This window comes from Pseudomonas fragi, assembly GCF_025426255.1.
Classification (GTDB): Bacteria; Pseudomonadota; Gammaproteobacteria; order Pseudomonadales; family Pseudomonadaceae; genus Aquipseudomonas; species Aquipseudomonas kulmbachensis.
This window is the reverse complement of sequence record NZ_CP104861.1, coordinates 4,160,401-4,185,667: the sequence shown is the minus strand read 5'-3', so window position 1 is coordinate 4,185,667 and position 25,267 is coordinate 4,160,401. Positions and strand designations below refer to the sequence as shown.

At 57.4% G+C, this 25,267-nt stretch carries 23 protein-coding genes and 1 pseudogene; 18 read left to right on the top strand and 6 right to left on the bottom strand.

Features of this window, described 5'->3' with window-relative positions:
• The first annotated feature begins 48 nt into the window (after nucleotides 1-48).
• Nucleotides 49-1,230, top strand: a complete 1,182-nt coding sequence (purT, locus tag N7D90_RS19405) for a formate-dependent phosphoribosylglycinamide formyltransferase (RefSeq protein ID WP_261739509.1) — start codon at nucleotides 49-51, stop codon at nucleotides 1,228-1,230.
• A gap of 107 nt (nucleotides 1,231-1,337) precedes the next feature.
• Here the strand turns inward: purT and N7D90_RS19400 are convergent, their stop codons facing one another.
• The 3 genes and pseudogenes from N7D90_RS19400 to N7D90_RS19390 form a co-directional block, all read right to left on the bottom strand.
• Nucleotides 1,338-2,654, bottom strand: a complete 1,317-nt coding sequence (locus N7D90_RS19400) for an MFS transporter (protein ID WP_261739508.1) — start codon at nucleotides 2,652-2,654, stop codon at nucleotides 1,338-1,340.
• 158 nt (nucleotides 2,655-2,812) lie between these two features.
• Nucleotides 2,813-3,676: pseudogene (locus N7D90_RS19395) on the bottom strand (transporter associated domain-containing protein); the annotation flags it as partial.
• A 27-nt stretch (nucleotides 3,677-3,703) separates the two neighbouring features.
• Nucleotides 3,704-4,516 carry an inner membrane protein YpjD gene (locus N7D90_RS19390; RefSeq protein ID WP_261739507.1) on the bottom strand — a complete coding sequence of 271 codons (813 nt, stop codon included), beginning with the start codon at nucleotides 4,514-4,516 and terminating at the stop codon, nucleotides 3,704-3,706.
• A gap of 208 nt (nucleotides 4,517-4,724) precedes the next feature.
• Between N7D90_RS19390 and ffh the strand changes: the two genes are divergently transcribed.
• From ffh to N7D90_RS19360, 6 genes are all read left to right on the top strand, one after another.
• Nucleotides 4,725-6,101: a signal recognition particle protein gene (gene ffh / locus N7D90_RS19385; protein ID WP_261739506.1), complete on the top strand. Its 1,377-nt coding sequence runs from the start codon at nucleotides 4,725-4,727 to the stop codon at nucleotides 6,099-6,101.
• 249 nt (nucleotides 6,102-6,350) lie between these two features.
• Nucleotides 6,351-6,602, top strand: a complete 252-nt coding sequence (rpsP, locus tag N7D90_RS19380) for a 30S ribosomal protein S16 (protein WP_095036762.1) — start codon at nucleotides 6,351-6,353, stop codon at nucleotides 6,600-6,602.
• A gap of 5 nt (nucleotides 6,603-6,607) precedes the next feature.
• Entirely contained in the window at nucleotides 6,608-7,147 is a 540-nt protein-coding gene (gene rimM, locus N7D90_RS19375; RefSeq protein WP_048363294.1) for a ribosome maturation factor RimM, read from the top strand.
• Between the two features lie 44 nt (nucleotides 7,148-7,191).
• On the top strand, nucleotides 7,192-7,902 hold the full coding sequence (gene trmD / locus N7D90_RS19370) for a tRNA (guanosine(37)-N1)-methyltransferase TrmD (protein WP_228795904.1): 711 nt from the start codon (nucleotides 7,192-7,194) through the stop codon (nucleotides 7,900-7,902).
• Between the two features lie 45 nt (nucleotides 7,903-7,947).
• Entirely contained in the window at nucleotides 7,948-8,298 is a 351-nt protein-coding gene (gene rplS, locus N7D90_RS19365) for a 50S ribosomal protein L19 (protein ID WP_003440273.1), read from the top strand.
• A gap of 95 nt (nucleotides 8,299-8,393) precedes the next feature.
• On the top strand, nucleotides 8,394-8,804 hold the full coding sequence (locus N7D90_RS19360) for an acyl-CoA thioesterase (protein WP_261739505.1): 411 nt from the start codon (nucleotides 8,394-8,396) through the stop codon (nucleotides 8,802-8,804).
• A 118-nt stretch (nucleotides 8,805-8,922) separates the two neighbouring features.
• Here the strand turns inward: N7D90_RS19360 and N7D90_RS19355 are convergent, their stop codons facing one another.
• A complete protein-coding gene (locus N7D90_RS19355; RefSeq protein WP_261739504.1) occupies nucleotides 8,923-10,722 on the bottom strand; it encodes a cation:proton antiporter in 1,800 nt (599 codons plus the stop codon).
• A gap of 120 nt (nucleotides 10,723-10,842) precedes the next feature.
• Between N7D90_RS19355 and xerD the strand changes: the two genes are divergently transcribed.
• The 7 genes from xerD (at nucleotide 10,843) to N7D90_RS19320 (ending at nucleotide 18,279) form a co-directional block, all read left to right on the top strand.
• Entirely contained in the window at nucleotides 10,843-11,739 is an 897-nt protein-coding gene (xerD, locus tag N7D90_RS19350) for a site-specific tyrosine recombinase XerD (protein WP_261739503.1), read from the top strand.
• 137 nt (nucleotides 11,740-11,876) lie between these two features.
• Entirely contained in the window at nucleotides 11,877-12,608 is a 732-nt protein-coding gene (locus tag N7D90_RS19345; protein ID WP_261739502.1) for a thioredoxin fold domain-containing protein, read from the top strand.
• Nucleotides 12,609-12,744: 136 nt separating this feature from the next.
• A complete protein-coding gene (locus N7D90_RS19340) occupies nucleotides 12,745-14,049 on the top strand; it encodes a homoserine dehydrogenase (protein ID WP_261739501.1) in 1,305 nt (434 codons plus the stop codon).
• 60 nt (nucleotides 14,050-14,109) lie between these two features.
• The gene (thrC, locus tag N7D90_RS19335) at nucleotides 14,110-15,519 is read left to right on the top strand and encodes a threonine synthase (RefSeq protein ID WP_261739500.1); all 1,410 of its coding nucleotides are present in this window, start codon (nucleotides 14,110-14,112) and stop codon (nucleotides 15,517-15,519) included.
• A gap of 119 nt (nucleotides 15,520-15,638) precedes the next feature.
• Complete coding sequence (locus N7D90_RS19330) at nucleotides 15,639-17,264, top strand: transporter substrate-binding domain-containing protein (protein WP_261739499.1); 1,626 nt, start codon at nucleotides 15,639-15,641, stop codon at nucleotides 17,262-17,264.
• Between the two features lie 5 nt (nucleotides 17,265-17,269).
• Complete coding sequence (locus tag N7D90_RS19325; RefSeq protein ID WP_261739498.1) at nucleotides 17,270-17,734, top strand: PAS domain-containing protein; 465 nt, start codon at nucleotides 17,270-17,272, stop codon at nucleotides 17,732-17,734.
• Nucleotides 17,735-17,865: 131 nt separating this feature from the next.
• On the top strand, nucleotides 17,866-18,279 hold the full coding sequence (locus tag N7D90_RS19320; protein ID WP_261739497.1) for a response regulator: 414 nt from the start codon (nucleotides 17,866-17,868) through the stop codon (nucleotides 18,277-18,279).
• A gap of 165 nt (nucleotides 18,280-18,444) precedes the next feature.
• Here the strand turns inward: N7D90_RS19320 and N7D90_RS19315 are convergent, their stop codons facing one another.
• Together N7D90_RS19315 and N7D90_RS19310 are read right to left on the bottom strand one after the other, a co-directional pair.
• Nucleotides 18,445-19,257, bottom strand: a complete 813-nt coding sequence (locus N7D90_RS19315; RefSeq protein ID WP_261739496.1) for a TIGR02285 family protein — start codon at nucleotides 19,255-19,257, stop codon at nucleotides 18,445-18,447.
• Nucleotides 19,258-19,299: 42 nt separating this feature from the next.
• Nucleotides 19,300-20,499 carry a CaiB/BaiF CoA transferase family protein gene (locus N7D90_RS19310; RefSeq protein WP_261739495.1) on the bottom strand — a complete coding sequence of 400 codons (1,200 nt, stop codon included), beginning with the start codon at nucleotides 20,497-20,499 and terminating at the stop codon, nucleotides 19,300-19,302.
• Between the two features lie 137 nt (nucleotides 20,500-20,636).
• On the opposite strand from N7D90_RS19310, the gene N7D90_RS19305 reads away from it, so the two are divergent.
• The 4 genes from N7D90_RS19305 to N7D90_RS19290 all read left to right on the top strand — a co-directional run bounded on the left by N7D90_RS19305 (nucleotide 20,637) and on the right by N7D90_RS19290 (nucleotide 25,119).
• Nucleotides 20,637-21,176, top strand: coding sequence for a YaeQ family protein (locus tag N7D90_RS19305; protein ID WP_261739494.1), 540 nt, complete (start codon nucleotides 20,637-20,639; stop codon nucleotides 21,174-21,176).
• A 42-nt stretch (nucleotides 21,177-21,218) separates the two neighbouring features.
• Nucleotides 21,219-22,928, top strand: coding sequence for a single-stranded-DNA-specific exonuclease RecJ (gene recJ, locus N7D90_RS19300; protein ID WP_261739493.1), 1,710 nt, complete (start codon nucleotides 21,219-21,221; stop codon nucleotides 22,926-22,928).
• Nucleotides 22,929-23,217: 289 nt separating this feature from the next.
• Nucleotides 23,218-24,324, top strand: coding sequence for an NADH:flavin oxidoreductase/NADH oxidase (locus N7D90_RS19295; protein ID WP_261739492.1), 1,107 nt, complete (start codon nucleotides 23,218-23,220; stop codon nucleotides 24,322-24,324).
• Nucleotides 24,325-24,402: 78 nt separating this feature from the next.
• Nucleotides 24,403-25,119 carry a tellurite resistance TerB family protein gene (locus tag N7D90_RS19290; protein ID WP_261739491.1) on the top strand — a complete coding sequence of 239 codons (717 nt, stop codon included), beginning with the start codon at nucleotides 24,403-24,405 and terminating at the stop codon, nucleotides 25,117-25,119.
• The last annotated feature ends 148 nt before the right edge of the window (nucleotides 25,120-25,267 follow it).

The window sequence follows — 25,267 nt, the reverse complement described above, 5'->3', positions numbered from 1 at the left end:
GCAAGCTTTGCGCGCGCCTTCGATGATTTGTTTCCTTGAGGACCTGAAATGACCCGTATCGGAACTCCACTGTCGCCGACCGCGACCCGCGTATTGCTGTGTGGCTGCGGTGAGCTGGGCAAAGAAGTTGTCATCGAATTGCAGCGTCTGGGGGTCGAAGTGATCGCTGTCGATCGCTATGCCAATGCACCCGCCATGCAGGTTGCCCATCGCAGCCACGTGATCAATATGCTCGACGGCGCCGCCTTGCGTGCCGTGATCGAAGCAGAAAAACCACACTTTATCGTTCCGGAAATCGAAGCCATCGCCACCGCGACCCTGGTCGAACTGGAAGCTGAAGGTTTCACCGTCATTCCAACCGCCCGTGCCACTTCGCTGACCATGAACCGCGAAGGCATCCGTCGTCTGGCGGCAGAAGAGCTGGATCTGCCGACCTCGCCGTACCATTTTGCCGATACCTTCGAAGACTACAGCGCAGCCGTGCTGGATTTGGGTTTTCCGTGTGTGGTCAAGCCGGTAATGAGTTCGTCGGGCAAAGGCCAGAGCCTGCTGCGCAGCGCTGACGATGTAAAGGCTGCCTGGGACTACGCGCAAGAAGGCGGCCGTGCGGGTAAAGGCCGGGTCATCGTTGAAGGCTTTATCGACTTCGACTACGAAATCACTCTGCTGACCGTGCGCCATATCGGTGGCACCACCTTCTGTGCTCCGGTCGGTCACCGTCAGGAGAAGGGCGACTATCAGGAATCCTGGCAGCCGCAGGCCATGAGCCCGGTTGCTCTGGCCGAGTCCGAGCGTGTGGCCAGGGCCGTTACCGAGGCGTTGGGTGGTCGTGGTCTGTTTGGCGTTGAGTTGTTTATCAAGGGCGATCAGGTGTGGTTCAGCGAAGTTTCGCCGCGCCCGCACGATACCGGTCTGGTGACTTTGATTTCTCAGGACCTGTCGCAATTCGCGCTGCATGCGCGGGCGATTCTGGGCTTGCCGATCCCGTTGATCCGTCAGTTCGGGCCTTCGGCTTCGGCGGTGATTCTGGTTGAGGGGCAATCGACTCAGACCGCATTCGCCAACCTGGGCGCGGCTCTGAGCGAGCCGGACACGGCCTTGCGTCTGTTTGGCAAGCCAGAAGTCAACGGCCAGCGCCGCATGGGCGTGGCGCTGGCGCGGGATGAGTCGATTGAGGCTGCACGGGCCAAAGCGACCCGTTCTGCCAAAGCCGTAGTTGTAGAACTGTAAAAAACTTGTGGGAGCGGGCTTGCTCGCGATTGCAGCGCCTCGGTTCATCCGATGTTCCGAGTTGTCCGAATCGCGAGCAAGCCCGCTCCCACAGGTTGAGTGTTGCTTCAGGCCACCTTGTTCAGGTCAGCCTCTTTCGTTTCTTTCAGGCACAGCACAGCGATCAGGCTGAGCACGGCTGCGCCCGAAACATACCCGCCAACCCAACTCAAACCGCCCATGCTCACCAGCTTCTGGGCAAAGAACGGGGCCGCCGACGCGCCGACAATTCCGCCCAGGTTGTACGCGGCTGACGCGCCGGTGTAGCGCACGCGGGTCGGAAACAGCTCAGGCAGCAGAGCGCCCATCGGGGCAAAGGTCACACCCATCAAAAACAGTTCGATACACAGAAACAGCGCCACGCCCCAGGTCGAACCCTGGGTGAGCAGAGGTTCCATCAGGAAACCGGACAGGATCGCCAGCACGCCGCCGACAATCAGCACCGGCTTGCGCCCATAACGGTCGCTTGCCCAGGCCGACAAAGGCGTGGCGGCAGCCATGAAGAGCACGGCAAAACACAGCAGGCCGAGGAAGGTTTCGCGGGTATAGCCCAGGGTGGAGACGCCATAGCTCAGCGAAAATACTGTCGAGATATAGAACAGTGCATAGCACACCACCATCGAGGCGGCGCCCAGCAGCATCGGTGCCCAGTACTGGCTGAAGAGTTCGACGATGGGCATTTTCACCCGCTCGTGTTGTGCCACGGCCTTGGCAAACACCGGGGTTTCTTCCAGCTTCAGGCGCACATACAGCCCGACCATCACCAGCGCGGCGCTCAGCAGGAAAGGAATGCGCCAGCCCCATGAGCGGAACTGCTCATCGTTCAGGTTCATGGCCAGAATCAGGAACAGGCCGTTGGCCGCCAGAAAGCCGATCGAAGGCCCCAGTTGCGGGAACATGCCATACCAGGCGCGCTTGCCCTTGGGGGCGTTTTCGGTAGCCAGCAGTGCGGCCCCGCCCCATTCGCCACCCAGCCCCAACCCTTGGCCGAAGCGCAGTACGCACAGCAGGATCGGAGCCCAGGCGCCAATCGTGGCGTAGCCCGGCAGTACGCCGATCAGCGTGGTACACACGCCCATCAACAGTAGGGAAGCGACCAGAGTGGATTTGCGCCCAACCCGGTCACCGAAATGGCCAAACAGGAATGAGCCCAGCGGGCGGGCGAGAAAGGCGATACCAAAGGTCAGAAACGCCGACAGCATTTGCGCTGTACCGGAAGTCTGCGGGAAAAATACCGGGCCGATGACCAGTGCCGCTGCGGTGGCGTAGACATAGAAGTCGTAGAATTCGATCGCCGTACCGATAAAACTGGCCGTGGCAACCCGGGTTGCGGAGTTGACCGGCTTGTCGGGCGAGGCTTCGCTGTAAGTAGTACTGGAGGTCATACGCATATCCCTGACAGTTATGAGCTCGTTTACCGTTATCAGCTATTTCGGCGGATATGGCAGAGCGTTTTTTATGGTCGTTTAGCCCGAAGGGCTGGGGTGTAGGCGCAATGATTATAGGGAGGCCTTGCAAAATGTAACAAGGCCTTGCGCGGCGATTAAACCGCGGGTTTGACGCTGTTGTGCCAGATAAGCACACGGCTGACACGGTTATCTTCGGTCTGGAGGATCTCCAGGCGATAACCGCCGATTTTCAGGCATACCGTGGTTTCCGGGATGGTTTCCAGCGCTTCTGTAACAAGCCCGTTGAGGGTTTTTGGGCCGTCGCACGGCAGGTGCCAGCCCAGTGCCTTGTTCAGTTCGCGGATGGAGGCGGCGCCATCGATCACATAACGGCCGTCGGGCAGGGGGTCGATATGCGGGTTGCTGACGTCTTGCTCGTCCTCGAACTCGCCGACGATCTCTTCGAGAATGTCTTCAAGGGTGACGATGCCGAGCACCTCGCCGTACTCATCGACCACTACGCCCAGGCGGCGCTGCTGCTTGTGGAAGTTCAGCAGTTGCAGTTGCAGTGGGGTGCTTTCGGGGATGAAGTACGGTTCGTGACAGACCGCCAGTATTGCCTCTTTGGTCAGGCTGGCGTCGGGCAGCATATGCTGGATATGACGGGTGTTGAGGATGGCTTCGACTTGATTGATGTCGTTATGAAACACCGGCAGGCGCGTGCGCTCGGTGCTGCGCAATTGCTCTATAAGCTCTTCGATCGGATCGTCGAGATTGAGGCCCTCGACTTCGCTGCGCGGGATCAGGATGTCATTGACCGTGATGTTGTCCAGCGCATGGATGCTGGAGAGCAGGTGCGGGCGGCTGTTGGGTTGCTCGCCGTGTTGCTGGGGATCTTCGTCTTGCGGTTGCAGGGCTTCTGCGCGGCGGGCCGCTGAGCCACTTTTGCCGAGAAAATAGCCGGCAAGTATCCCGACTCCTGCGATCAACAGCGCCGAGACTGCGAGAATCGGCCCGGGGGGCAAGCTATCCATAATTATCGCCCGTCAGATATGCAGAATGTATTCACGAACCAGCTTGCTGCCAAAGTAGGCGAGCATCAGCAGGCAAAACCCGGCAAACGTCCAGCGGATGGCTTTGTGGCCGCGCCAGCCGAGGTGGTAGCGACCCCACAGCAGTACGCTGAATACGATCCATGCCAGGCAGGCCAGCAAGGTTTTGTGCACCAGATGTTGGGCGAACAGATTGCCCAGGAACAGCCAGCCGGAGATCAGCGACAGCGAGAGCAGTGACCAGCCAGCCCACAGGAAGCCGAACAGCAGGCTTTCCATGGTCTGCAGTGGCGGAAAGTTCTTGATCAGGCCTTTGGGGTGTTTGTGCTTGAGCTGATAGTTTTGCAACGACAGCAGCAACGCCTGGAACACCGCAATGGTGAACATGCCATAGGCCAGGATCGACAGCAGGATATGCGCCAGGATGCCGGGCTCTTCATTAATAACCTGGACCGTGCCTGGCGGGGCGAACTCGGACAGCAGTACCGTCAACATGCCCAGCGGATATAAAAGCAGCAGGAGGTTTTCAACCGGTATCCGTGCGCAGGCAACCAGCGTCACCGTGATGACGGCCACGGCAATCAGGCTGGCAGCACTGAAGAAGTCCAGTTCCAGACCCGCCGGGGTCATCAGGTGGGTAAACAGGCTGGTAGCGTGGGCGAGGACGGCAAGAATGCCGAGCGTCACCAACAGGCGTTTGTTTGCCTTGGCGCCCTGGCGCAGGCAAGTGCCTTGATAGAAGGTCGCAGCGGCGTACAAGCAGGCGGCGGCGAGGCTGGGTAGCAAGCTGGGTGACAAGGGGAGCATAAATCCTGTTAGGCAAGCCCGAAAGGGCTGAGTTTGGCATACAACCGCCCATGCACGAAAGACCACATAAGCCGACGGCAAGGTGTCGGACACGGCCAGTCTTCGCTATAATCCGCGACCTGCCCACGCCGCAGGCTCGCCGAGCATCAGTTTTACACGGGCTGGGCCGCAATAACCCCGGTCTACTTTGGGCCTGAAAGGATCGCGCATGTTTGAAAATTTAACCGATCGTCTCTCGCAGACGCTGCGCCATGTCACCGGCAAGGCCAAGCTGACCGAGGACAATATCAAAGACACCCTGCGTGAAGTGCGCATGGCGTTGCTGGAAGCCGACGTGGCTTTGCCGGTAGTCAAAGACTTCGTCAACGCGGTCAAAGAGCGCGCTGTGGGCACAGAAGTGTCGCGCAGCCTGACGCCTGGCCAAGCGTTTGTGAAGATTGTGCAGGCTGAGCTTGAAAGCCTGATGGGCGCTGCCAACGAGGATCTGGTCCTCAATGTCACGCCGCCTGCCGTTGTATTGATGGCCGGTTTGCAGGGTGCGGGTAAAACCACCACCGCCGGCAAGCTGGCGCGCTTCCTTAAAGAGCGCAAAAAGAAAACCGTAATGGTGGTTTCGGCTGACGTTTATCGTCCGGCCGCGATCAAGCAGCTGGAAACCCTGGCTGCTGAAGTGGGCGTTACGTTCTTCCCGTCCGATATCAGCCAAAAGCCGGTAGACATCGCTCGCGCAGCCATTGCTGAAGCCAAGCTGAAGTTTATCGACGTGGTGATTCTCGATACTGCGGGTCGTCTGCATATCGACGCCGAGATGATGGCCGAGATTCAGGAGTTGCACGCGGCGGTCAAGCCTGCGGAAACCCTGTTTGTGGTCGACGCCATGACCGGCCAGGATGCCGCCAACACGGCCAAGGCCTTTGGCGACGCGTTGCCGCTGACCGGTGTGATCCTGACCAAGGTCGACGGTGATGCCCGTGGTGGTGCCGCGTTGTCCGTGCGTGCAATCACTGGCAAGCCGATCAAGTTCATCGGTATGGGCGAGAAGAGCGATGCTCTTGAGCCTTTCCACCCGGATCGTATTGCCTCACGCATCCTGGGCATGGGCGACGTGCTCAGCCTGATCGAGCAGGCCGAGCAGACCCTCGATAAAGACAAAGCCGACAAGCTGGCTAAAAAGCTTAAAAAAGGCAAAGGCTTCGACCTCGAAGACTTCCGCGACCAACTGCAACAGATGAAGAACATGGGCGGCCTTGGCGGTCTCATGGACAAGCTGCCGAACATGGGTGGCGTCAATCTGGCGCAAATGGGCAATGCCCAGGGCGCGGCAGAGAAGCAGTTCAAGCAAATGGAAGCCATCATCAACTCCATGACCCCGGCCGAGCGCCGCGACCCTGATCTGATCAGCGGTTCGCGCAAACGCCGGATTGCCATGGGTTCCGGCACTCAGGTGCAGGACATCGGCCGCTTGATCAAGCAGCACAAGCAGATGCAAAAGATGATGAAAAAGTTCTCCACCAAAGGTGGGATGGCCAAAATGATGCGCGGCATGGGCTCGATGATGCCCGGCGGCGGCATGCCAAAAATGTAATTTACCTGCCCGAGCGCTTGCGTTCGGGCAACTCGCAGCAATGCGAGACACCCGGCAAACCCGCACTGTGCGGGAGCTGACCTGTCGCCATTCGTGGCGACCTTGTTGCAAGTCTGTAGGGTATGCCGGTAGGCGCCTGAAAAAGACATTTGCAAAAGTCCGGATATTCCTTAGAATATGCGGCCTTTCGGGCACCTATGCCCGCTGTGCCTTTAGATTTGCAGCACCGACTACAGGAACGATGTTCACATGCTAACAATCCGTCTTGCCCTTGGCGGCTCCAAAAAGCGCCCGTTTTACCACTTGACCGTTACCGATAGCCGTAACCCACGTGACGGTTCCCACAAGGAACAAATTGGCTTCTTCAACCCGGTTGCCCGTGGTCAAGAAGTTCGTTTCTCCGTTAAAGAAGACCGCCTCGCCTACTGGCAGAGCGTTGGTGCAACCATGTCTGAGCGTGTTGCTCAACTGGTTAAAGAAAACGCTAAGGCTGCGGCCTGAGCAATATGAGCGTGACGCCTGAAACTGCTGATGATTTGATCGTTATCGGCAAAATCTATTCGATTCACGGCGTGCGCGGCGAAGTGAAGGTTTATTCCTTTACGGATCCAATTGATAACCTGTTGGACTACAAAAAGCTGACGCTTCGGCGCGGTAATGATGTGCGACAGGCAGAGCTGGTCAGTGGCCGTTCTCATAACGGCAAGTTTCTGGTTGTAAAGCTCAAAGGTCTCGATGACCGTGACGAAGCTGGTCTTCTTCGCGAATTCGAAATCTGCGTGCCGCGTAACCTGTTTCCTGAACTGACCGACGGCGAGTACTACTGGTACCAGCTGCAGGGACTGAAAGTGACCAACCTTGAAGGGCAATTGCTCGGCAAGATTGTTGATCTGATGGAAACTGGCTCGAACGATGTCATGGAAGTCAAACCTTGCCCAGGTAGCCTGGATGATCGCGATCGCTTGTTGCCCTATACAGAGCAATGCGTGCTGAGCGTCGACCTTGCAGCTGGCGAGATGAAGGTGGATTGGGATGCGGACTTCTAAGCGTGGCTAAATTGCGCGTAGAAGTGATCAGTTTGTTTCCCGAAATGTTTTCCGCTATCAGCGACTACGGCATCACTAGTCGTGCGGTGAAACAAGGGCTCTTGCAGCTTACTTGTTGGAACCCGCGAGACTACACAACGGATCGACATCACACTGTGGACGATCGCCCATTTGGCGGTGGCCCGGGCATGGTGATGAAGATCAAGCCTCTGGAAGATGCACTGGTTCAGGCCAGAGAAGCAGCCGGAGAGGCGGCGAAGGTTATTTACCTGTCGCCCCAAGGCCGTCAACTGAATCAGTCGGCGGTACGCGAACTGGCGAATGAGGAAGCATTAATCCTCATTGCAGGTCGTTATGAAGGCATTGACGAGCGTTTTATAGACGCTTATGTCGATGAAGAGTGGTCGATTGGTGACTATGTACTCTCTGGTGGCGAGCTGCCGGCGATGGTTCTGATTGATGCGGTTACACGACTGCTGCCTGGAGCTTTAGGGCATGCGGACTCCGCGGAGGAAGATTCCTTCACGGATGGTTTGCTGGATTGCCCGCACTACACCCGACCGGAGGTGTATGCGGATCAGCGTGTTCCCGACGTATTGCTTAGTGGCAATCATGCACACATCCGGCGTTGGCGTTTACAGCAGTCCCTTGGGCGGACCTTTGAACGACGCGCCGATCTTCTGGAAAGCCGCTCGCTTTCTGGAGAAGAGAAGAAGCTGCTCGAGGAATATATCCGCGAGCGGGACGATAGTTAACAACGTATCGATGGTAGATCAGTTGATCTACCTTAGGAGCACAGCATGACTAACAAAATCATCCTTGCACTCGAAGCAGAGCAGATGACTAAAGAGATCCCTCCTTTTGCCCCGGGCGACACCATTGTCGTTCAGGTGAAAGTGAAGGAAGGCGATCGTTCGCGTCTGCAAGCTTTCGAAGGTGTAGTGATTGCCAAGCGTAACCGTGGCGTGAACAGTGCTTTCACTGTTCGTAAAATCTCCAACGGTGTTGGCGTAGAGCGTACTTTCCAGACCTACAGCCCGCAAATCGACAGCATGGCAGTGAAACGTCGCGGTGACGTTCGCAAAGCCAAGCTGTACTACCTGCGTGACCTGTCCGGTAAAGCAGCTCGCATCAAGGAAAAACTGGCTTAAGTCCAGCTTCCCGATGCAGAAAAAAGCAGCCTTCGGGCTGCTTTTTTGTTGCCTGAAATTTGTCATACCTTTGTCCAGTTGTAGGTAGTAAAAGCATGACTTTGCGTGAGCAAGAGATTCAACGCCGTACCGAATTGTCCGTTACCCGTATTACCAAAGCGGTATTCCCCTCGACCACCAATCATCACAACACACTGTTTGGCGGCACTGCGCTGGCCTGGATGGACGAAGTATCGTTTATCGCGGCGACTCGTTTTTGCCGTTTGCCGCTGGTGACTGTTTCTACCGACCGGATTGACTTCAACCACCCGATTGCAGCGGGCTGCATCGTTGAGTTGGTAGGGCGTGTGGTCAAAGTCGGCAATACCAGCCTCAAGGTCGAGGTTGAGGTGTATGTCGAAAGCATGAGCTGCGACAGTCGTGAGTTGGCGATCCAGGGCGTGTTCAGCTTTGTCGCCATCGATGACAACAAGCGCCCGGTGCCGGTATTGCCGCAAAACTTGTAGCCGCTGCCGTAGGCTGCGCTAAGGGCCGAAGGACCTTCGTTTTCGGGGGCGCAGCGCAGCCCATCGCAGCCATCGTTCCTCGGCAGCGGCTACAGGTTTTGTGTCGTCTGCTTTCGTCTCAGGCCTCCCGCCTGATCAACGCCAACAGCGTCCAGCCGGTTCCCGGTTTCAGTTCGCTGTTAGGTGTCACCACATGCACCCAGCCACTGTTGTCGCGGGCGAACAGCAGGGTCAGACGCTTGCCGTGCAGGGCCTGGTAATCTTCCCAAGTAAAGTTGTCGGTCAGGTTCGTGCTGTACAACTCGGCACCTTGGCTCAACTCGCTGGCCAGTTGGCCATAGGTCAGCGCGGGGCTGCCCAGCGCTTGCCCGCGGTACTCATGACTGGCGCGATGCTTGTCGGTACGGCGGTTTTCCTGGCCATTGGTTAATGCAAACAGGCGCTGAGGCCCGAACTCGTGGTGAAAACGTACCGCTGCCAGCGTATTCAGCTCGCCAGATGGCGACAGTGCGAGCAAGTACCCCAAGCCCACCAGATCAAGATGAGTTTCGGCATGCTGTGAGGCCGGATTACCAAAGTAAGTGGGCAGGTTTTCCATGCGGGCGGCGCGAATATTTTCCCAGTTGGAGTCCGTCAACAGGACGCGGCTGCCCAACTGCTGCAGTGCTTTGCCAATCACTCGCGCCGGGCCATTGGCCCCGACGATCAAAAAGCCGCTGGGTGCGGGCTCTGCCACTTTCAGCAGGCGGGCCAGAGGGCGCGCGGTGGCGCTTTGCAGCACCACGGTGCCAATGATCACCGCAAACGTAAGGGGAACCAGCAGCAGCGCGCCTTCATGGCCTGCTTCGTCCAGGCGGATAGCAAAGATCGCGGAAACGGCGGCTGCAACAATCCCGCGAGGAGCGATCCAGGCCAGCAGTGCGCGTTCACGCCAGTTCAGTTTTGAGCCCAAGGTTGAGAGCGCAACGTTCAGCGGCCGAGCAATGAGCTGAATGATCAGCAGTAACACCAGTACCGCAGGCCCAAGGCCAATCATGGCGTTCAAGTCCAGGCGCGCCGCCAGCAAAATAAACAGGCCCGAGATCAGGAAGATGCTCAGATTCTCCTTGAAGTGCAGGATGTTGCGCACATCCACACCTTTCATATTGGCCATCCACATGCCCATCAAGGTGACCGCCAGCAGGCCGGATTCGTGCATCACCTCATTGGCGCCAATAAATACGGCCAATACCCCCGCCAGTGTGGCCAGGCTTTGCAGGTATTCCGGCAGCCATTGGCGGCGCACGATGTGGCCCATGATCCAGCCACCCACGATGCCGAACAGGCTGCCGCACACAATCACCCCGGCGAAGGTCAGCAGGCTGTGACTCAGGCCCTCACCTGTGGCGCTGGCGATGATAAAGCTATAAACCACCACCGCGAGCAGCGCGCCAATCGGGTCGATGACGATGCCTTCCCAGCGCAGTATGTTGGCAATTGAGGCCTTGGGCCGCACCACGCGCAGCATCGGTACAATCACCGTCGGCCCGGTGACCAGTGTCAGCGTCCCGAAAAGCAATGCCAACAGCCAGTCGAAGCCCAGCAGCCAGTGTGTGGCCAGGGTAATTACAGCCCAGGTAGAGAGCGCGCCGATGGTCACCAGCCGGTGCACGACGGTGCCAATTTCGCGCCACTCGGACAGATGCAGGGTCAGGCTGCCTTCAAACAGAATCAGCGCTACTGCCAGAGACACCAAGGGCATCAGCAGGGGGCCAAACAGTTCTTGAGGGTCAAGCCAGCCCAGTACAGGGCCGACCAGAATGCCGGTCAGCAGTAAAAACAGAATGGCCGGCAGCTTCAGTCGCCAGGCCAGCCACTGGGAGCCCAAGGCTGCGATGCCGATACCGCCGAAAGACAGCAAAATCTGTTGTTCGGTCATAAGGTTATCCTGTGAAAACTTATGGTTTATGGCATCTGCCAGCCATGAAAGACTAGCGGCCACTTTTGCAGTTCACTTTTTATTTGTGCGTAGCCTTTGGTCTGCGCGTTTCGAGAGCTAATGTCAGCTATAGACGACCCACTTATCGACCGTTTTCTGGATGCCTTGTGGTTGGAAAAAGGCCTGTCGGACAACACCCGCGACGCTTATCGCAGTGATTTGGCCTTATTCAATGGCTGGCTGCAGGAACGCGACATTGCGCTGATCAATGCCGGACGCGAATTGATCCTGGATCACTTGGCCTGGCGTCTGGAGCAGGGGTACAAACCTCGGTCAACGGCGCGTTTTCTGTCCGGGGTGCGTGGCTTCTATCGTTACTTACTGCGAGAAAGGCTGATTAGCGTCGATCCGACGTTGCAGGTCGATATGCCGCAGTTGGGCAGGCCGTTGCCCAAGTCGCTGTCAGAGGCTGACGTTGAAGCGCTGCTCGCTGCGCCCGATCTGAGCGAGGTTATCGGTCAACGGGATCGGGCGATGCTCGAAGTGCTGTATGCCTGCGGCCTGCGGGTCACCGAGTTGATCAGCCTGACCCTGGAGCAGGTCAATCTGCGCCAGGGGGTATTGCGGGTGATGGGCAAGGGCAGCAAGGAGCGTCTGGTGCCGATGGGAGAGGAGGCCATCGTCTGGGTCGAGCGTTACATGCGTGATGCCCGGCATGAGTTGCTCGGCGGTCGCCCCAGTGATGTGTTGTTCCCCAGCCAGCGCGGTGAGCAAATGACTCGCCAGACTTTTTGGCACCGCATCAAGCATCAGGCCAAAGTCGCGGGGATCGACAAGTCGCTGTCGCCCCATACCTTACGTCATGCTTTCGCCACCCATTTGCTCAACCACGGCGCCGATTTGCGAGTGGTGCAAATGCTGCTGGGCCACAGTGACCTGTCCACAACGCAGATTTACACCCATGTCGCCCGTGCTCGTCTGCAAGACTTGCACGCCCGCCATCACCCGCGTGGCTAGGTGTCTTGTGTCAGTCAGAGTCGGTCATGCAAGTCATCTGTGGTAGGCTTTGCCGGTTTAGAAAGTGCGCCGCCCAAACCCGCTGTTTCAGGACGGGTGCTGAGATTTGGCCGCTTTGTCCGTCTTCAGGAGTTCCCATGCGTGTGACCCAAATTTTTGCCGCCGCAGCCATTGCGTTGGTCAGTACGTTCTCGTTCGCCGATACCGGCGCCGAGCAAGCTATTCGCAAGAGCCTTGAAACACTGCAACTGGATGTTCCGGTCGAGAGCATCAGCGCAAGCCCGATGGCTGGCCTGTATGAGGTCAAACTTAAAGGCAGCCGCGTGCTGTACGCCAGTGCCGATGGACAGTTCATCGTTCAAGGCTATATGTTTCAACTCAAGGACGGTAAGCCGGTCAACCTGACCGAGCAGGCCGAGCGTGTTGGCGTCGCCAAGTTGATCAATGGTATTCCGGTTGCAGAAACCGTTGTTTACCCTGCAATTGGCGAAACCAAGTCGCACATCACGGTATTTACCGACACTACCTGTCCTTATTGCCACAAATTGCACGCCGAAGTCCCGGAACTGAACAAAATGGGGATTGAAGTGCGCTATGTTGCGTTCCCACGTCAGGGTCTTGGTTCTCCGGGCGACCAGCAGTTGCAAGCGGTCTGGTGCTCCAAGGACAAGAAAGGCGCGATGGACAAAATGACTGATGGCAAAACGGTCGAGGCGCCAAAATGCGCCAACCCGGTTGCCAAGCAGTTTGCGATGGGCCAGTCCATCGGAGTAAACGGCACGCCAGCCATTGTTTTGGCTGACGGTCAGGTAATTCCGGGTTATCAGCCTGCTGCACAGGTTGGCAAGCTGGCACTCAGTGTTAAATAATCCTGCGTCGTCACGGTAAGCCTTTGACGATCATGGCGGGGCAGTTCCACTGCCCGGCTATTAATAGAGAACCGTGGTGATCCACGGTTGTTTTCCACGGCCGACCTTGAGTCGGCCGTTTTATGGGGAGTTCAGCGTGAATCCGGTCAAAGTAGGTATCTGTGGGCTCGGGACCGTCGGTGGCGGCACCTTCAACGTACTAAAGCGTAACGCCGAGGAGATTGCCCGCCGTGCCGGGCGTGGTATCCAGGTTGCGCAAATTGCAATGCGTACGCCAAACCCTCAGTGCGACATTACCGGTACCCCCATTACCAACGATGTCTTCGCTGTTGCGACCAACCCTGAAATCGACATTGTTATCGAGCTGATTGGCGGTTACACCATCGCCCGTGAACTGGTGCTCAAAGCCATCGAAAACGGCAAGCACGTGGTCACTGCCAACAAGGCGCTGATTGCCGTTCACGGCAATGAAATTTTTGCCAAGGCGCAGGAAAAAGGCGTGATCGTCGCGTTCGAAGCTGCTGTTGCAGGCGGCATTCCAGTAATCAAGGCGATTCGTGAAGGCCTGTCGGCCAACCGCATCAACTGGGTTGCGGGCATCATCAATGGCACCGGTAACTTCATTCTCACCGAGATGCGCGAAAAAGGCCGTACCTTCGAAGACGTGCTGGCTGAGGCGCAAGCACTGGGTTACGCCGAAGCGGATCCGACGTTCGATGTTGAAGGTATCGATGCGGCACACAAACTGACGATTCTGGCGTCGATTGCCTTCGGCATTCCGCTGCAGTTTGACAAGGCCTACACCGAAGGCATCACCAAACTGACAACCGCGGATGTGAATTACGCAGAAGCCTTGGGCTATCGCATCAAACACCTGGGCGTTGCGCGCATTACTCCCAACGGTATCGAGTTGCGTGTGCACCCGACGCTGATCCCGGCTGACCGTCTGATCGCCAATGTGAATGGCGTAATGAACGCAGTAATGGTCAATGGTGACGCTGCCGGTTCGACCCTGTTCTACGGTGCTGGCGCAGGCATGGAGCCTACCGCTTCGTCAGTGATTGCCGACCTGGTTGATGTGGTTCGCGCCATGACCAGCGACCCTGAAAACCGCGTACCGCACTTGGCCTTCCAGCCGGACTCGCTGTCGGATCACCCGATTCTGCCGATCGAGGCCTGCGAAAGCGCCTACTACTTGCGCATCCAGGCCAAAGACCACCCTGGCGTGTTGGCTCAAGTGGCCAGTATCTTGTCCGAGCGTGGCATCAATATCGAATCGATCATGCAGAAAGAAGTCGAAGAGCACGACGGTCTGGTGCCAATGATCCTGCTGACCCATCGTGTTATCGAGCAGCACATCAACGATGCCATTGCGGCGCTTGAAGCGTTGCAGGGTGTAGTGGGCCCAGTGGTTCGTATCCGCGTTGAACACCTAAATTAATTGATGGCGCCAAGCGGCAGGCTCCAAGCCGCTTGGCGCTCAAACCGAAGGTTTGAAGACATGCGCTATATCAGCACCCGTGGCCAGGCACCGGCCCTGAATTTTGAAGATGTATTGCTGGCCGGTCTGGCCAGTGATGGCGGTTTGTATGTACCGGAAAACCTGCCGCGTTTTACCCAGGAAGAAATCGCTTCCTGGGCAGGTTTGCCGTACCACGAGTTGGCGTTTCGGGTGATGCGCCCGTTTGTTGCCGGCAGCATCCCGGACGCAGACTTCAAAAAGATTCTCGAAGAAACCTACGGTGCGTTTTCCCACGCAGCGGTAGCACCACTGCGCCAGCTCAATGGCAATGAATGGGTGCTTGAACTGTTCCACGGCCCGACCCTGGCGTTCAAGGATTTCGCCCTGCAACTGCTCGGTCGCCTGCTTGACTACGTGTTGGAAAAACGTGGCGAGCGCGTAGTCATTGTCGGTGCGACTTCCGGTGATACTGGCTCGGCTGCGATTGAAGGCTGCAAGCATTGCGAAAACGTCGATATTTTCATCCTGCACCCCAATAACCGGGTGTCGGAAGTGCAGCGTCGCCAGATGACCACACTGTTCGGTGACAACATCCATAACCTCGCCATCGAAGGCAACTTCGATGACTGCCAGGAAATGGTCAAGGCCAGCTTCGCCGATCAGGGTTTCCTCAAGGGCACGCGCCTGGTTGCCGTGAACTCGATCAACTGGGCGCGAATCATGGCCCAGATCGTTTACTACTTCCATGCAGCCCTGCAACTGGGCGGGCCGCACCGTTCCGTGTCGTTCTCGGTGCCTACCGGCAACTTTGGCGATATTTTTGCGGGCTACCTGGCACGCAACATGGGTCTGCCGATCAACCAGTTGATCGTTGCCACCAATCGCAACGACATCCTGCATCGTTTCATGAGCGGCAATCAGTACGCCAAGGACACCCTGCACGCGACCCTGTCGCCGTCGATGGACATCATGGTGTCATCGAACTTCGAGCGTCTGTTGTTCGACCTTCACGGTCGCAATGGCGCGGCAGTTGCCGGCCTGATGGATACCTTCAAGCAAACCGGTAACTTCAGCGTTGAAGATGACCGCTGGACCGAAGCGCGTCGCCTGTTCGACTCGCTGGCGGTGGATGATGAGCAAACGTGCGAAACCATCGCCCAGGTATTTGCCGAGAGCGGCGAAGTGCTGGACCCGCACACTGCCATCGGTGTGCGTGCCGCCCGCGAATGCCGTCGTAGCCTGGATATTCCAATGGTTATCCTGGGCACTGCGCACCCGGTCAAGTTCCCTGATGCGGTTGAACAAGCAGGCATAGGAAAAACCCTTGAACTGCCGTCGCACCTTTCTGACTTGTTTGAACGAGAGGAGCGCTACACGGTGTTGGCCAATGACCTCAAGGCTGTTCAGGCCTTTGTCAGCCAGCATGGCAATCGCGGCAAGGCCCTTTAAAGGCATTCGTCTTACGCGTTTTGAAGCCCGTCATCTGACGGGCTTTTTTGTTTGTGCATGGCAGACTTGTTCGGTTTTCGCCCCCGTATGCTGGCGAGCGCTCAGTCAAGGATGCTGTCATGTCACGTCTTCGCCGGGCATCTGAAACATGGATGCGCCTAGTGCTGTTTATGGGCTTTTTAAGCGTTATGCCGCAGGCCATTGGCAACCACGGATTGCCCTTGAGCCTTGGAACAGGCCCTGTCGAGTTCAAGCCGCTGCAACTGGATGCCGCTGATCAGCAATGGCTGGCCAATCATGGCGCGCTGCGGGTTGGTATCGCCCTCGGCGATCACGAACCTGTCGATATCACCAATGACCGCAATCAATATCAAGGCCTCAGTGCCGAATACCTCAGTATCGTGCGCGACAAACTGGGTGCAACTGTTGAAGTCCTTGGTTTCAGAAAACGCGATCAAGCCGTTGCAGAGCTGTTGGCCGGGAAGATCGACATTCTGACCAGTGCCAGTGGTTTTGAACGAGGGGTCGAGGGGATCACTTTTTCCCAGGAGTACATGACTGATCGGCTGGTTCTGGTCGGCCGTGCAGGTGAGGCTAAACCGGTTACAGGCTGGGCCGGTAAAAAAATCGGGGTGGTCGATGGCTACGTCGATATTCTGACCGTCCATGCGTTTTACCCTGACAGTGAGATCATAAACATTCCCGATTTGCACAGTGCGATGGAAACACTGGCAGAAGGGGGCGTTGATGCGTTTATCGGTAATGAACTCATTGTGCAGTCATTCAAAAGCATTCGGCCTTATTCGCAACTGCACATTATCGGGCACAGCGCGTTACCTGTTTACGGACTCGCATTTGCATCCCGTCGTTCTGACCCTCAGCTTGCTTCCCTGATCGAAAAAGCCCTGTCCAGCCTTGATGAGAGCACCTCGCGCATGGTCCTTTCCCGCTGGACGACCGGCCTTGAAGGCAGCATTGCGCAACAACGCATCAACCTGCTGCCTGGCGAGCGGGAGTGGATCGCGCGTAATCCGGTTGTGACCCTGGCTACACAGCAGTTTGCGTTGTACTCCTTCAGGACCGGGGACGGTCGATGGGCGGGGTTGAGCATTGATATTCTGGCGCGTATTTCACGCATGACCGGCTTGCAGTTTGTGCATAAAGAGGTGTTTTCAACCGCGCAAACCTTGGCCATGCTCAAAAGCGGCAAGGCGCAAATGAACGCCAGCCTCTCCAGAAGTCGTGAGCGCAAAGCCTATTTGAACTTCACCCATTCCTACGGTGGCGCTCCCTGGGTTTTTGTCGTGCGCGTCAATGATTCTCGCCTGGGGTCATTGGACCAGCTATCCGGAAAAACCCTGGTGCTTCCAGCAAGGCATGCCCTCGAAGACTTGGTTCGACGTGAATACCCTGCAATCACCCTGCGGCTGGTCGATACCTATGCCCAGGCGCGCCACGCGGTCGCTCAGGGCGAGGCGGATGCGACCGTCCAGAGCGAGACCCAGGCGCATTTGTATCCGCCGGGGCGTCTCAAGGTCGGGCGCAGTGTGGACGGGCGCTGGGCTGCCGCCAGTTTTTCGATACCCGACCAGTACCCTGAGCTGCTCAGCATCATGAACAAGGCTCTGGAGGCCATACCAGTGACCGAATTTCGCGCGTTGAGAGCCAACTGGCTGGGGGCGTTGGCAAACCGCTTGTTATCGACAGTGGCTTGTATCATTCCGAGTGGCTGTACTGGGCGATAGCGGGTTTGCTGGTAGTCGGCCTCATGCTGTTTTCATACAACCGATTTTTACGTAGGCAACTGATTATTGGGCGCCAGCTTGAACAAGCCCTGCAGGCGCAGCTGGAGCTCAGCCAGCGTTATCTGGATGGCATCCCCAGCCCGATCTTTGTGCTGGGCCTTGAAGGTCAGTTGCTCACCTGCAATCAATGCTATGAAGAGCGGTTATCGGTCAATCTGGCGCAGATTTGCGGGCTGAAGGTCACGGACGTCAATTTGTTTCCTGATCAACTGGCCCAGCAGTTTCAGGGCGAAATCATGCACATGCTGCAAAGCCGAAGGCCTTACTACCAGAAGCGTTGGGTGGAGTTTAAATCGGGAGGTATGGAGATCTATCAGTGGACCGTCCCGTTTTACTCCGTTTCCGGACGTTTGGAGGGCTTGGTAGGAGGGTGGTTTGATGAGCATGAAGCCAGAAAGTGGGACTCGTGAGACTGGTTTCAAAGGTTAAATACAGTTTTTTGAACTTCCCCCTGCTTTTTCGGATATGTCCGATGTTTCTTGGTCGTTAGGCCTACTAAGGTTGATCTCCTCGATAACAGTAGGTTTATGTCTGAAGGCCCATGATGCGACCTCTGAAAGTATTGATTCTTGAAGACAACCCATTTCAGTTGATGGTGCTGCATCAGATGCTCAACGCATTCCGTATTTTCGACGTGCTGACGGCCGTAAGCGTGGATTGCGCCCGCAACTCTTTGCTCAAGAGCGGGGGCATCGATGTCGCCATTTGTGATCTAAATATGCAAGGGGCATCAGGTCTGGAGCTGATCAGCGAGTTGGCGCTGAAGCGTAAAGCGAGTGCTTTGATCATCCTGAATGCTACTGAGCCTCAAGTCGTCGAAATGGCGGTCTGTATGGCTCGCAAGCAAGGTCTCAAGGTGTTGGGTTGCTTGCCCAAGCCCGTAACCATAGGCGGGTTGGGGCAATTGCTGGAGTCATACCGGAGTTCCTTTTTGAGAACGGGTAGTGCGAATTAATTGCATATGCCGGGGGAACTTCCTGCGATTTCTGCGTGTCTGATTTTGCATCGGCAGGATCAAGCATATTGCTCCGATGTTTGTAGCCTGTTGAGCAGGTCATCTTGACCTTGTTAAACCCCGAGTTGTCTCCCCACTTCTCGGGGTTTTTTTATGGTTTTTTTGTCACTGCGGATCCGGATGTGGCAAGTGCATCGGCCCGATTTTGGTAAGTACCGCATTAACGTTGCGAATGACTTCGCGACCGTCAGGTGTGTCCGAACAGCCGACGTAAATGGTTTGATACTCGGGGGCACCCTGAATGGGGTAAAACACCATTGTTTCGGACGACAAGCCCTGTTGGCTGATCTTGGCCTGAATTTCCGGCCAATATCCCAGTAGCGCCTGGATGCGACCTGCATGCTGCATCTGCAACAGACTGCCCAGCGGGTCGTTGCCGTAATGCATGAAAAACTGGCTCGCCGGGCTCTGTGACAGCAACTCGTCAACCCACACGCCATAGCTACGTTTGGCGATGAGCCCAAGCTTCAAGGCTTGAGCATTTAACAGGCTCGGCAAGTCCACCTTGTCATCATGGACAAAGGGGGCGATCAGTTGTTGGTCCTTGCGCAGAATCGCCATGCCATTGCTGTGTAAAACCGCAACAGGCACGGAGTAGATAATCGAGCGGGCCCGGGCAGGGTTCCAGATCAGGGCCGGATCGCAGGTCAGAGACGGCTCTGCAAGCATTTGCAGGGCGCGGGCGCGGTTAACCGGCATGACCACGTGTTGGTACTGCGGCATGCTATCTATCAGGATCTGCGTCACTTGATCGATGATGCCCTGACCTTTCTGCGGGCCGTAGAACACGGTCAATGGCGGCAAGTCACGCATCAGCCAGATGAGCTGTTGCTCGGCCTGGCTGCAGGGCGTCCATGCCAGTAAAAGCGAGGTGATCAGGCCTGCCCAAGGGCTTCGCCACTTCGAGCGATGAGTCATTGTGCTGATCTCCTTCGGTCCCACCAGGAATGGGCCATCAGCCTAAATGGCACCGGTTTGCTTGAGGTTGGCGATTGCGGCGGCGTCGTACCCCAAGCTGCCTAATACTTCATCATTGTGGGCACCCAGTTCGGGTCCAACCCAATCTGCAGAGCCGGGGGTATCAGACAGCTTGGGTACGATGCCGGGCATTTTGAAGTCTTTACCGTCAGGCAGCCTGGCTTGCAGAAACATTTCACGGGCTAAAAACTGTGGGTCAGTGAACATGTCTTCTGCCGAGAAAATACGGCTGGCGGGCACTTGTGCCGTGCCCAGCCGCTCAAGCACTGTCTCCAACGGTAACGAGCCGACCCAGCGGTCAATAACCCCGTACAGCTCATCACGACGTCCATCTCGGCCATCATTGCTGGCAAGTGCCGGGTCATTTGCCAGGTCATCACGACCAATGATCTGCATAAAGCGTTTGAAGATTGCGTCGCCATTGGCGCCGATCTGAATGTGCTTGCCGTCCAGGCTGGTATGGATCGAAGACGGGGTAATGCCCGGCATGATGTTGCCCGTTCGCTCACGGATAAAACCGAAGACATCGAACTCGGGCACCATGCTTTCCATCATGGCAAAAATGGCCTCGTAGAGCGCCACATCCACCACCTGGCCCAGCCCCCCGTTAACTTCGCGATGACGTAAAGCCATCAGGGCACCAATCACGCCCCACAGTGCGGCAATCGAGTCGCCAATCGAGATGCCGGTGCGCACCGGCGGGCGATCCTCAAAGCCAGTGATGTAGCGCAGCCCGCCCATGGATTCGCCGACCGCGCCAAACCCCGGCTGGTCTTTCATCGGGCCGGTTTGACCAAAGCCGGAGAGGCGGACCATCACCAGTTTCGGGTTCAGCGCGTGCAGCACATCCCAGCCCAGGCCGAGTTTTTCCAGCACGCCGGGGCGGAAGTTTTCGATCAGGATATCGGCGTCCGCCAGCAATGCCTTGAGGATGTTCAGGCCGTCAGGGTGCTTGAGGTTCAAAGTCAGGGATTTCTTGTTGCGCGCCTGGACGAACCACCACAACGACGTGCCTTCGTATAGCTTGCGCCACTTGCGCAGTGGGTCTCCGCCATCCGGGGATTCGACCTTGATCACCTGTGCGCCAAATTCGGCGCAAATGCGTGATGCAAAAGGCCCTGCGATCAGGGTGCCCAGTTCGACGACTTTGAGGCCCGAAAGGGGTTTGGTGGCGAGCGTCATGTGCAATCCTTGTCCGGGGGGAGCGAGCGAGTACAGCCTTTTAACATAGCCGAGCGCTCGCAAGAAGCTGGCCGATTCGTTGAATGACAGTGTATCGGTTAGACTTGCCGCCTTTCTCCGTATCAAGAAGCCCGTTCATGGCACAGCCGTCCACGACCTACAAGTTTGAACTCAACCTTACCGATCTCGATCGCGGGGTCTATGAAAGCGTCAAGCAGACCATCGCCCGTCATCCTTCGGAGACCGAAGAACGCATGACCGTGCGCCTTCTGGCCTACGCCTTCTGGTACAACGAGCAGCTGTCTTTTGGTCGTGGTCTGTCTGATGTTGACGAACCAGCCTTGTGGGAAAAAAGCTTGGATGACCGTGTTTTGCACTGGATCGAAGTCGGCCAGCCTGATTCTGACCGCCTGACCTGGTGTTCGCGCCGCACTGAGCGCACCAGCTTGCTGGCCTATGGCAGCTTGCGCGTGTGGGAAGGCAAGGTGATTCCAGCGATCAAAAACCTGAAAAACGTCAATATCGCTGCCGTCCCGCAAGAGATTCTTGAAGTACTGGCCAAAGATATGCCACGAGTTATCAAGTGGGACGTGATGATCAGCGAAGGCACGATCTTCGTGACCGACGATCGCGGCCAGCACGAAGTGCAATTGCAGTGGCTGCAAGGCGAACGCTAAGCCGCACCATTTTTTTACGATCTAGAGACCTATCACCCGCTTATGCGCATCGAACCTCGCCCACTGCCTCAAATCCTGCCTTTTCTGGGCGAAATGCCAACCCTGCTGACGCGTCTTTACGCGGCACGGGGCGTGCAGTCCCAGGCTGAACTGGATAAAAGCCTGGCGCGGCTGATCCCGTATCAGCAGCTCAAGGGCATCGATGCCGCCGTGGATTTGCTGGTGGTGGCGCTCGAACAGCGTCAGCGCATCTTGATCGTCGGCGATTTTGACGCCGACGGTGCCACGGCCAGCACCGTCGGTATGCTCGGTTTGCGGTTGCTGGGGGCGGCTCATGTCGATTATTTGGTGCCGAACCGCTTCGAATACGGCTACGGCCTGACCCCGGAAATCGTCGAAGTCGCGCTGACACGTACTCCGCAGTTGCTGATCACGGTCGACAACGGCATCTCCAGTATCGAAGGTGTAGCCGCGGCGAAAAAGGCCGGGTTAAGCGTGCTGGTGACCGACCACCACTTGCCGGGCAACGAGTTGCCAGCGGCTGACGCCATCGTCAATCCCAACCAGCCCGGCTGCGATTTTCCGAGCAAGGCGCTGGCTGGGGTAGGGGTGATCTTTTATGTACTGATCGCTTTGCGTGCGCGCTTGAACAGCCTGGGCTGGTACCAGAACAGCAAGGCGCCGAATATCGCCGAATTGCTGGATCTGGTGGCACTGGGCAGCGTGGCCGATGTGGTGCCGCTGGATGCCAATAACCGGATTTTGGTGCATCAGGGACTTGAGCGAATCCGTGCCGGGCGTGCTCGTCCGGGGCTCAAGGCGATTTTGGAGGTGGCCAAGCGTGACCCTTCAAAAATCACCTCGACCGATCTGGGCTTTATTCTGGGGCCACGTCTGAACGCCGCCGGGCGTCTGGACGACATGAGCCTGGGCATCGAATGCTTGCTCACTGATGATGCCAATGCGGCGCGAGAAATGGCCGCGCAACTGGACGAGATGAATCAGGACCGCAAATCCATTGAGCAAGGCATGCAGCGTGAAGCTCTGGCCCAGCTCAAGGACCTGACCATCGACAGCATGCCGTTTGGCTTGTGCCTGTTTGACCCTGAGTGGCACCAGGGAGTGATCGGGATTCTGGCTTCGCGTCTCAAGGAGAAGTACTTCCGGCCGACCTTCGCTTTTGCCGATGCGGGCGACGGCATGCTCAAAGGCTCCGGACGTTCGGTGCCTGGGTTTCATATTCGTGATGCGCTCAGCGTGGTGGCCGCACAACACCCGGACTTGATCAGCAAATACGGTGGGCATGCGATGGCTGCCGGCTTGACCTTGCCCGAGGCCAACTTCCCTCTGTTTTGCGAGGCATTTGATGCCGAAGTCCGACGTCAATTGCGTGAAGAAGACCTCACGGGGCGCATGTTGTCCGACGGCAGCCTGGCGGTTGAAGAGTTTCATCTGGAGCTGGCTCGGGCTCTGCGCAATGCCGGCCCGTGGGGGCAGCACTTCCCCGAGCCGTTGTTTCACGGGGTGTTCCAGCTGGTAGAGCAACGCATCGTTGGCGAGCGGCATTTGAAAGTTGTGCTCAAAACTGAATGCGGCAGCGTAAAGCTTGACGGCATCGCTTTCGGGATTGATCGCGACGTGTGGCCGAACCCGACCATTCGCTGGGTCGAGCTGGCCTACAAACTCGACCTCAACGAGTTCCGCGGCAATGAAACTGTGCAACTGATGATTGCCCATATCGAACCGCGCTAACTCACGCCCGCAAACTTTTTTGTAGCAGCTGTCGAGCTCCGCGAGGCTGCGTTCGGGTGCGCAGCGCCCGTGAATCCTGAATCAAGGATTTGTCTGAACCACCGCAATGCCAGGCTTTGCGGCTGCTACGCACCCGAACGCAGCCTCGCGGAGCTCGTCAGCGGCTACGAGGACTTGCGCCCCTATTAGAGTCGCTACAGGTTTTGTACTGAACTCCCCCTCATCCAGTGATGTCGACTAGGCTCTAACGAAGTATCTGGAGCCCGCCCACTGGAATTAGAGGTGACCCATGAGTCTGCTGCTCGAACCCTACACCCTGCGTCAACTGACCCTTATTAACCGCATTGCGGTCTCGCCAATGTGCCAGTACTCCAGCGTCGACGGGCTGGCCAATGACTGGCATCTAGTCCATCTGGGTAGCCGCGCTGTTGGTGGCGCTGGGCTGATTTTTACCGAAGCCACCGCCGTAGTCCCTGAGGGACGTATCACCGCCCAGGACCTTGGGTTGTGGAATGACGAACAGATCGACCCCCTGCAACGCATTACCCGCTTTATTCGCGCTCAAGGGGCCGTGGCCGGTATCCAGCTGGCGCATGCCGGGCGCAAGGCCAGTACCCATCGGCCCTGGTTAGGCAAGCACGGCAGCGTCAAGGTGGAGGAGGGCGGCTGGGTGCCCGTCGGGCCTTCGCCAATTGCTTTCGACCCACAGCACACTGCGCCGACGCAGTTGGACGAAGCCCAGATCAGTGAGGTGATCCAGGCCTTTGTCGCCGCCGCCAAACGGGCGCTCGAGGCGGGTTTCTCGGTGGTTGAAATACACGCGGCCCATGGTTATCTGCTGCATCAATTCCTTTCGCCTTTGAGCAACCAGCGTCGTGACCAATATGGTGGCTCTTTCGAGAACCGCATTCGTCTGGTGCTGCAAGTGACCGAGGCTGTACGCGAGGTGTGGCCACAAGAGTTGCCGCTGTTTGTGCGGGTCTCGGCCACCGACTGGGTGGAAGACGGTTGGAACCCGGATGAAACCGTTGAGCTGGCACGACGTCTCAAGGTGCTGGGCGTTGACCTGATCGATGTATCTTCGGGGGGGACTGCGGCGGCGGCCGAGATTCCGGTCGGGCCGGGTTATCAGACACGCTTTGCCGAACGTGTACGCAAAGAAGCTTGTATCGCCACCGGTACGGTGGGGATGATTACCGAGCCTGCGCAGGCCGAGCATATTCTGCGCACCGGTCAGGCCAACCTGATTCTGCTGGCCCGTGAGCTGTTGCGCGACCCGTACTGGGCGCTGCACGCAGACGATGACCTGGGCGGTAAAAAGGCCACTTGGCCAGCCCAGTATCAGCGTGCTACTCACCGTGATCAGCCGATCCATGAGTCCGATCTGCGCGACTGATTCGACGTTTTTTTCACGCTAAACCCGCCTGGTGGCGGGTTTTCTGGCTCCCTTGAACCCTGTTGCGAGAGGATGTTTATGAGTACGCGAGGATTGCTTGATCAGTTACTGAAATCCGGCCAGCAAATGCTGGAGAAAAAAACCGGCGCTCAAGGCAGCGCTTCCAGTTCCAGCAAAGGGGGCCTGGGTGATTTGCTCGGCTCTGGTGGGTTGGGCGGTTTGCTCTCAGGTGCCGGAGGCGGTGCGTTGGCAGCCAGTGCCCTGGGCTTGCTGCTGGGAAACAAAAGCGCGCGCAAGTATGGCGGTCAGGCGTTGACCTATGGTGGCTTGGCCGCATTGGGCGTGCTGGCCTACAAAGCCTATGGCAACTGGCAGGCCAATCAGGGCACTGCACCGCAAACCGAACCACAAACCATTGACCGCGTAGCGCCGGCGCAAGTCGAGCAACATAGCCAGGCGATCCTCAAGGCCCTGGTGGCTGCCGCCAAGGCGGATGGTCATGTCGATGAGCGCGAGCGGCAGTTGATCGATGGCGAGCTGAGCAAATTGAATGGCGACCCTGCGTTGCGCCAGTGGCTGCAAGCAGAGCTGAACAAACCGCTGGACCCTGCGGAGGTGGCAAGTGCCGCCAGCACTCCGGAAATAGCCGCCGAAATGTATATCGCCAGCCTGATCCTGGTGGATGAAGAGCATTTTATGGAGCGTGCATACCTGGAAGAGCTGGCCAAGCAGCTCAAGCTCGACCCTGGCCTCAAGGCCGAGCTGGAAGCACAGGTCAAACAGGCCCAAGGCTAAAGCCCTCTGCGGTATGTCTATTTCAGCGCCCCGGTCCGCAATGGCCCGGGGCGTTCCTGTCTAACCCCCCCCTGTTTATGCCAACTCGCAGCTCTTTTCTGCGAACCGCTGCCACTTCGCCGTCATAATCTCCTGCTAGCTTGCCCGC

Bases quoted from the DNA above. Each gene is read 5' to 3' on its own strand.
- N7D90_RS19400 (WP_261739508.1), bottom strand. From the start codon at position 2,654: ATGACCTCCAGTACTACTTACAGCGAAGCCTCGCCCGACAAGCCGGTC.
- N7D90_RS19290 (WP_261739491.1), top strand. From the start codon at position 24,403: ATGAGTACGCGAGGATTGCTTGATCAGTTACTGAAATCCGGCCAGCAA.
- rplS (WP_003440273.1), top strand. From the start codon at position 7,948: ATGACTAACAAAATCATCCTTGCACTCGAAGCAGAGCAGATGACTAAA.
- N7D90_RS19310 (WP_261739495.1), bottom strand. From the start codon at position 20,499: ATGACGCTCGCCACCAAACCCCTTTCGGGCCTCAAAGTCGTCGAACTG.
- N7D90_RS19345 (WP_261739502.1), top strand. From the start codon at position 11,877: ATGCGTGTGACCCAAATTTTTGCCGCCGCAGCCATTGCGTTGGTCAGT.
- thrC (WP_261739500.1), top strand. From the start codon at position 14,110: ATGCGCTATATCAGCACCCGTGGCCAGGCACCGGCCCTGAATTTTGAA.
- ffh (WP_261739506.1), top strand. From the start codon at position 4,725: ATGTTTGAAAATTTAACCGATCGTCTCTCGCAGACGCTGCGCCATGTC.
- N7D90_RS19355 (WP_261739504.1), bottom strand. From the start codon at position 10,722: ATGACCGAACAACAGATTTTGCTGTCTTTCGGCGGTATCGGCATCGCA.
- rimM (WP_048363294.1), top strand. From the start codon at position 6,608: ATGAGCGTGACGCCTGAAACTGCTGATGATTTGATCGTTATCGGCAAA.
- N7D90_RS19305 (WP_261739494.1), top strand. From the start codon at position 20,637: ATGGCACAGCCGTCCACGACCTACAAGTTTGAACTCAACCTTACCGAT.
- trmD (WP_228795904.1), top strand. From the start codon at position 7,192: ATGTTTTCCGCTATCAGCGACTACGGCATCACTAGTCGTGCGGTGAAA.
- purT (WP_261739509.1), top strand. From the start codon at position 49: ATGACCCGTATCGGAACTCCACTGTCGCCGACCGCGACCCGCGTATTG.
- N7D90_RS19390 (WP_261739507.1), bottom strand. From the start codon at position 4,516: ATGCTCCCCTTGTCACCCAGCTTGCTACCCAGCCTCGCCGCCGCCTGC.
- xerD (WP_261739503.1), top strand. From the start codon at position 10,843: ATGTCAGCTATAGACGACCCACTTATCGACCGTTTTCTGGATGCCTTG.
- N7D90_RS19315 (WP_261739496.1), bottom strand. From the start codon at position 19,257: ATGACTCATCGCTCGAAGTGGCGAAGCCCTTGGGCAGGCCTGATCACC.
- rpsP (WP_095036762.1), top strand. From the start codon at position 6,351: ATGCTAACAATCCGTCTTGCCCTTGGCGGCTCCAAAAAGCGCCCGTTT.
- N7D90_RS19360 (WP_261739505.1), top strand. From the start codon at position 8,394: ATGACTTTGCGTGAGCAAGAGATTCAACGCCGTACCGAATTGTCCGTT.
- recJ (WP_261739493.1), top strand. From the start codon at position 21,219: ATGCGCATCGAACCTCGCCCACTGCCTCAAATCCTGCCTTTTCTGGGC.
- N7D90_RS19320 (WP_261739497.1), top strand. From the start codon at position 17,866: ATGATGCGACCTCTGAAAGTATTGATTCTTGAAGACAACCCATTTCAG.
- N7D90_RS19295 (WP_261739492.1), top strand. From the start codon at position 23,218: ATGAGTCTGCTGCTCGAACCCTACACCCTGCGTCAACTGACCCTTATT.
- N7D90_RS19330 (WP_261739499.1), top strand. From the start codon at position 15,639: ATGTCACGTCTTCGCCGGGCATCTGAAACATGGATGCGCCTAGTGCTG.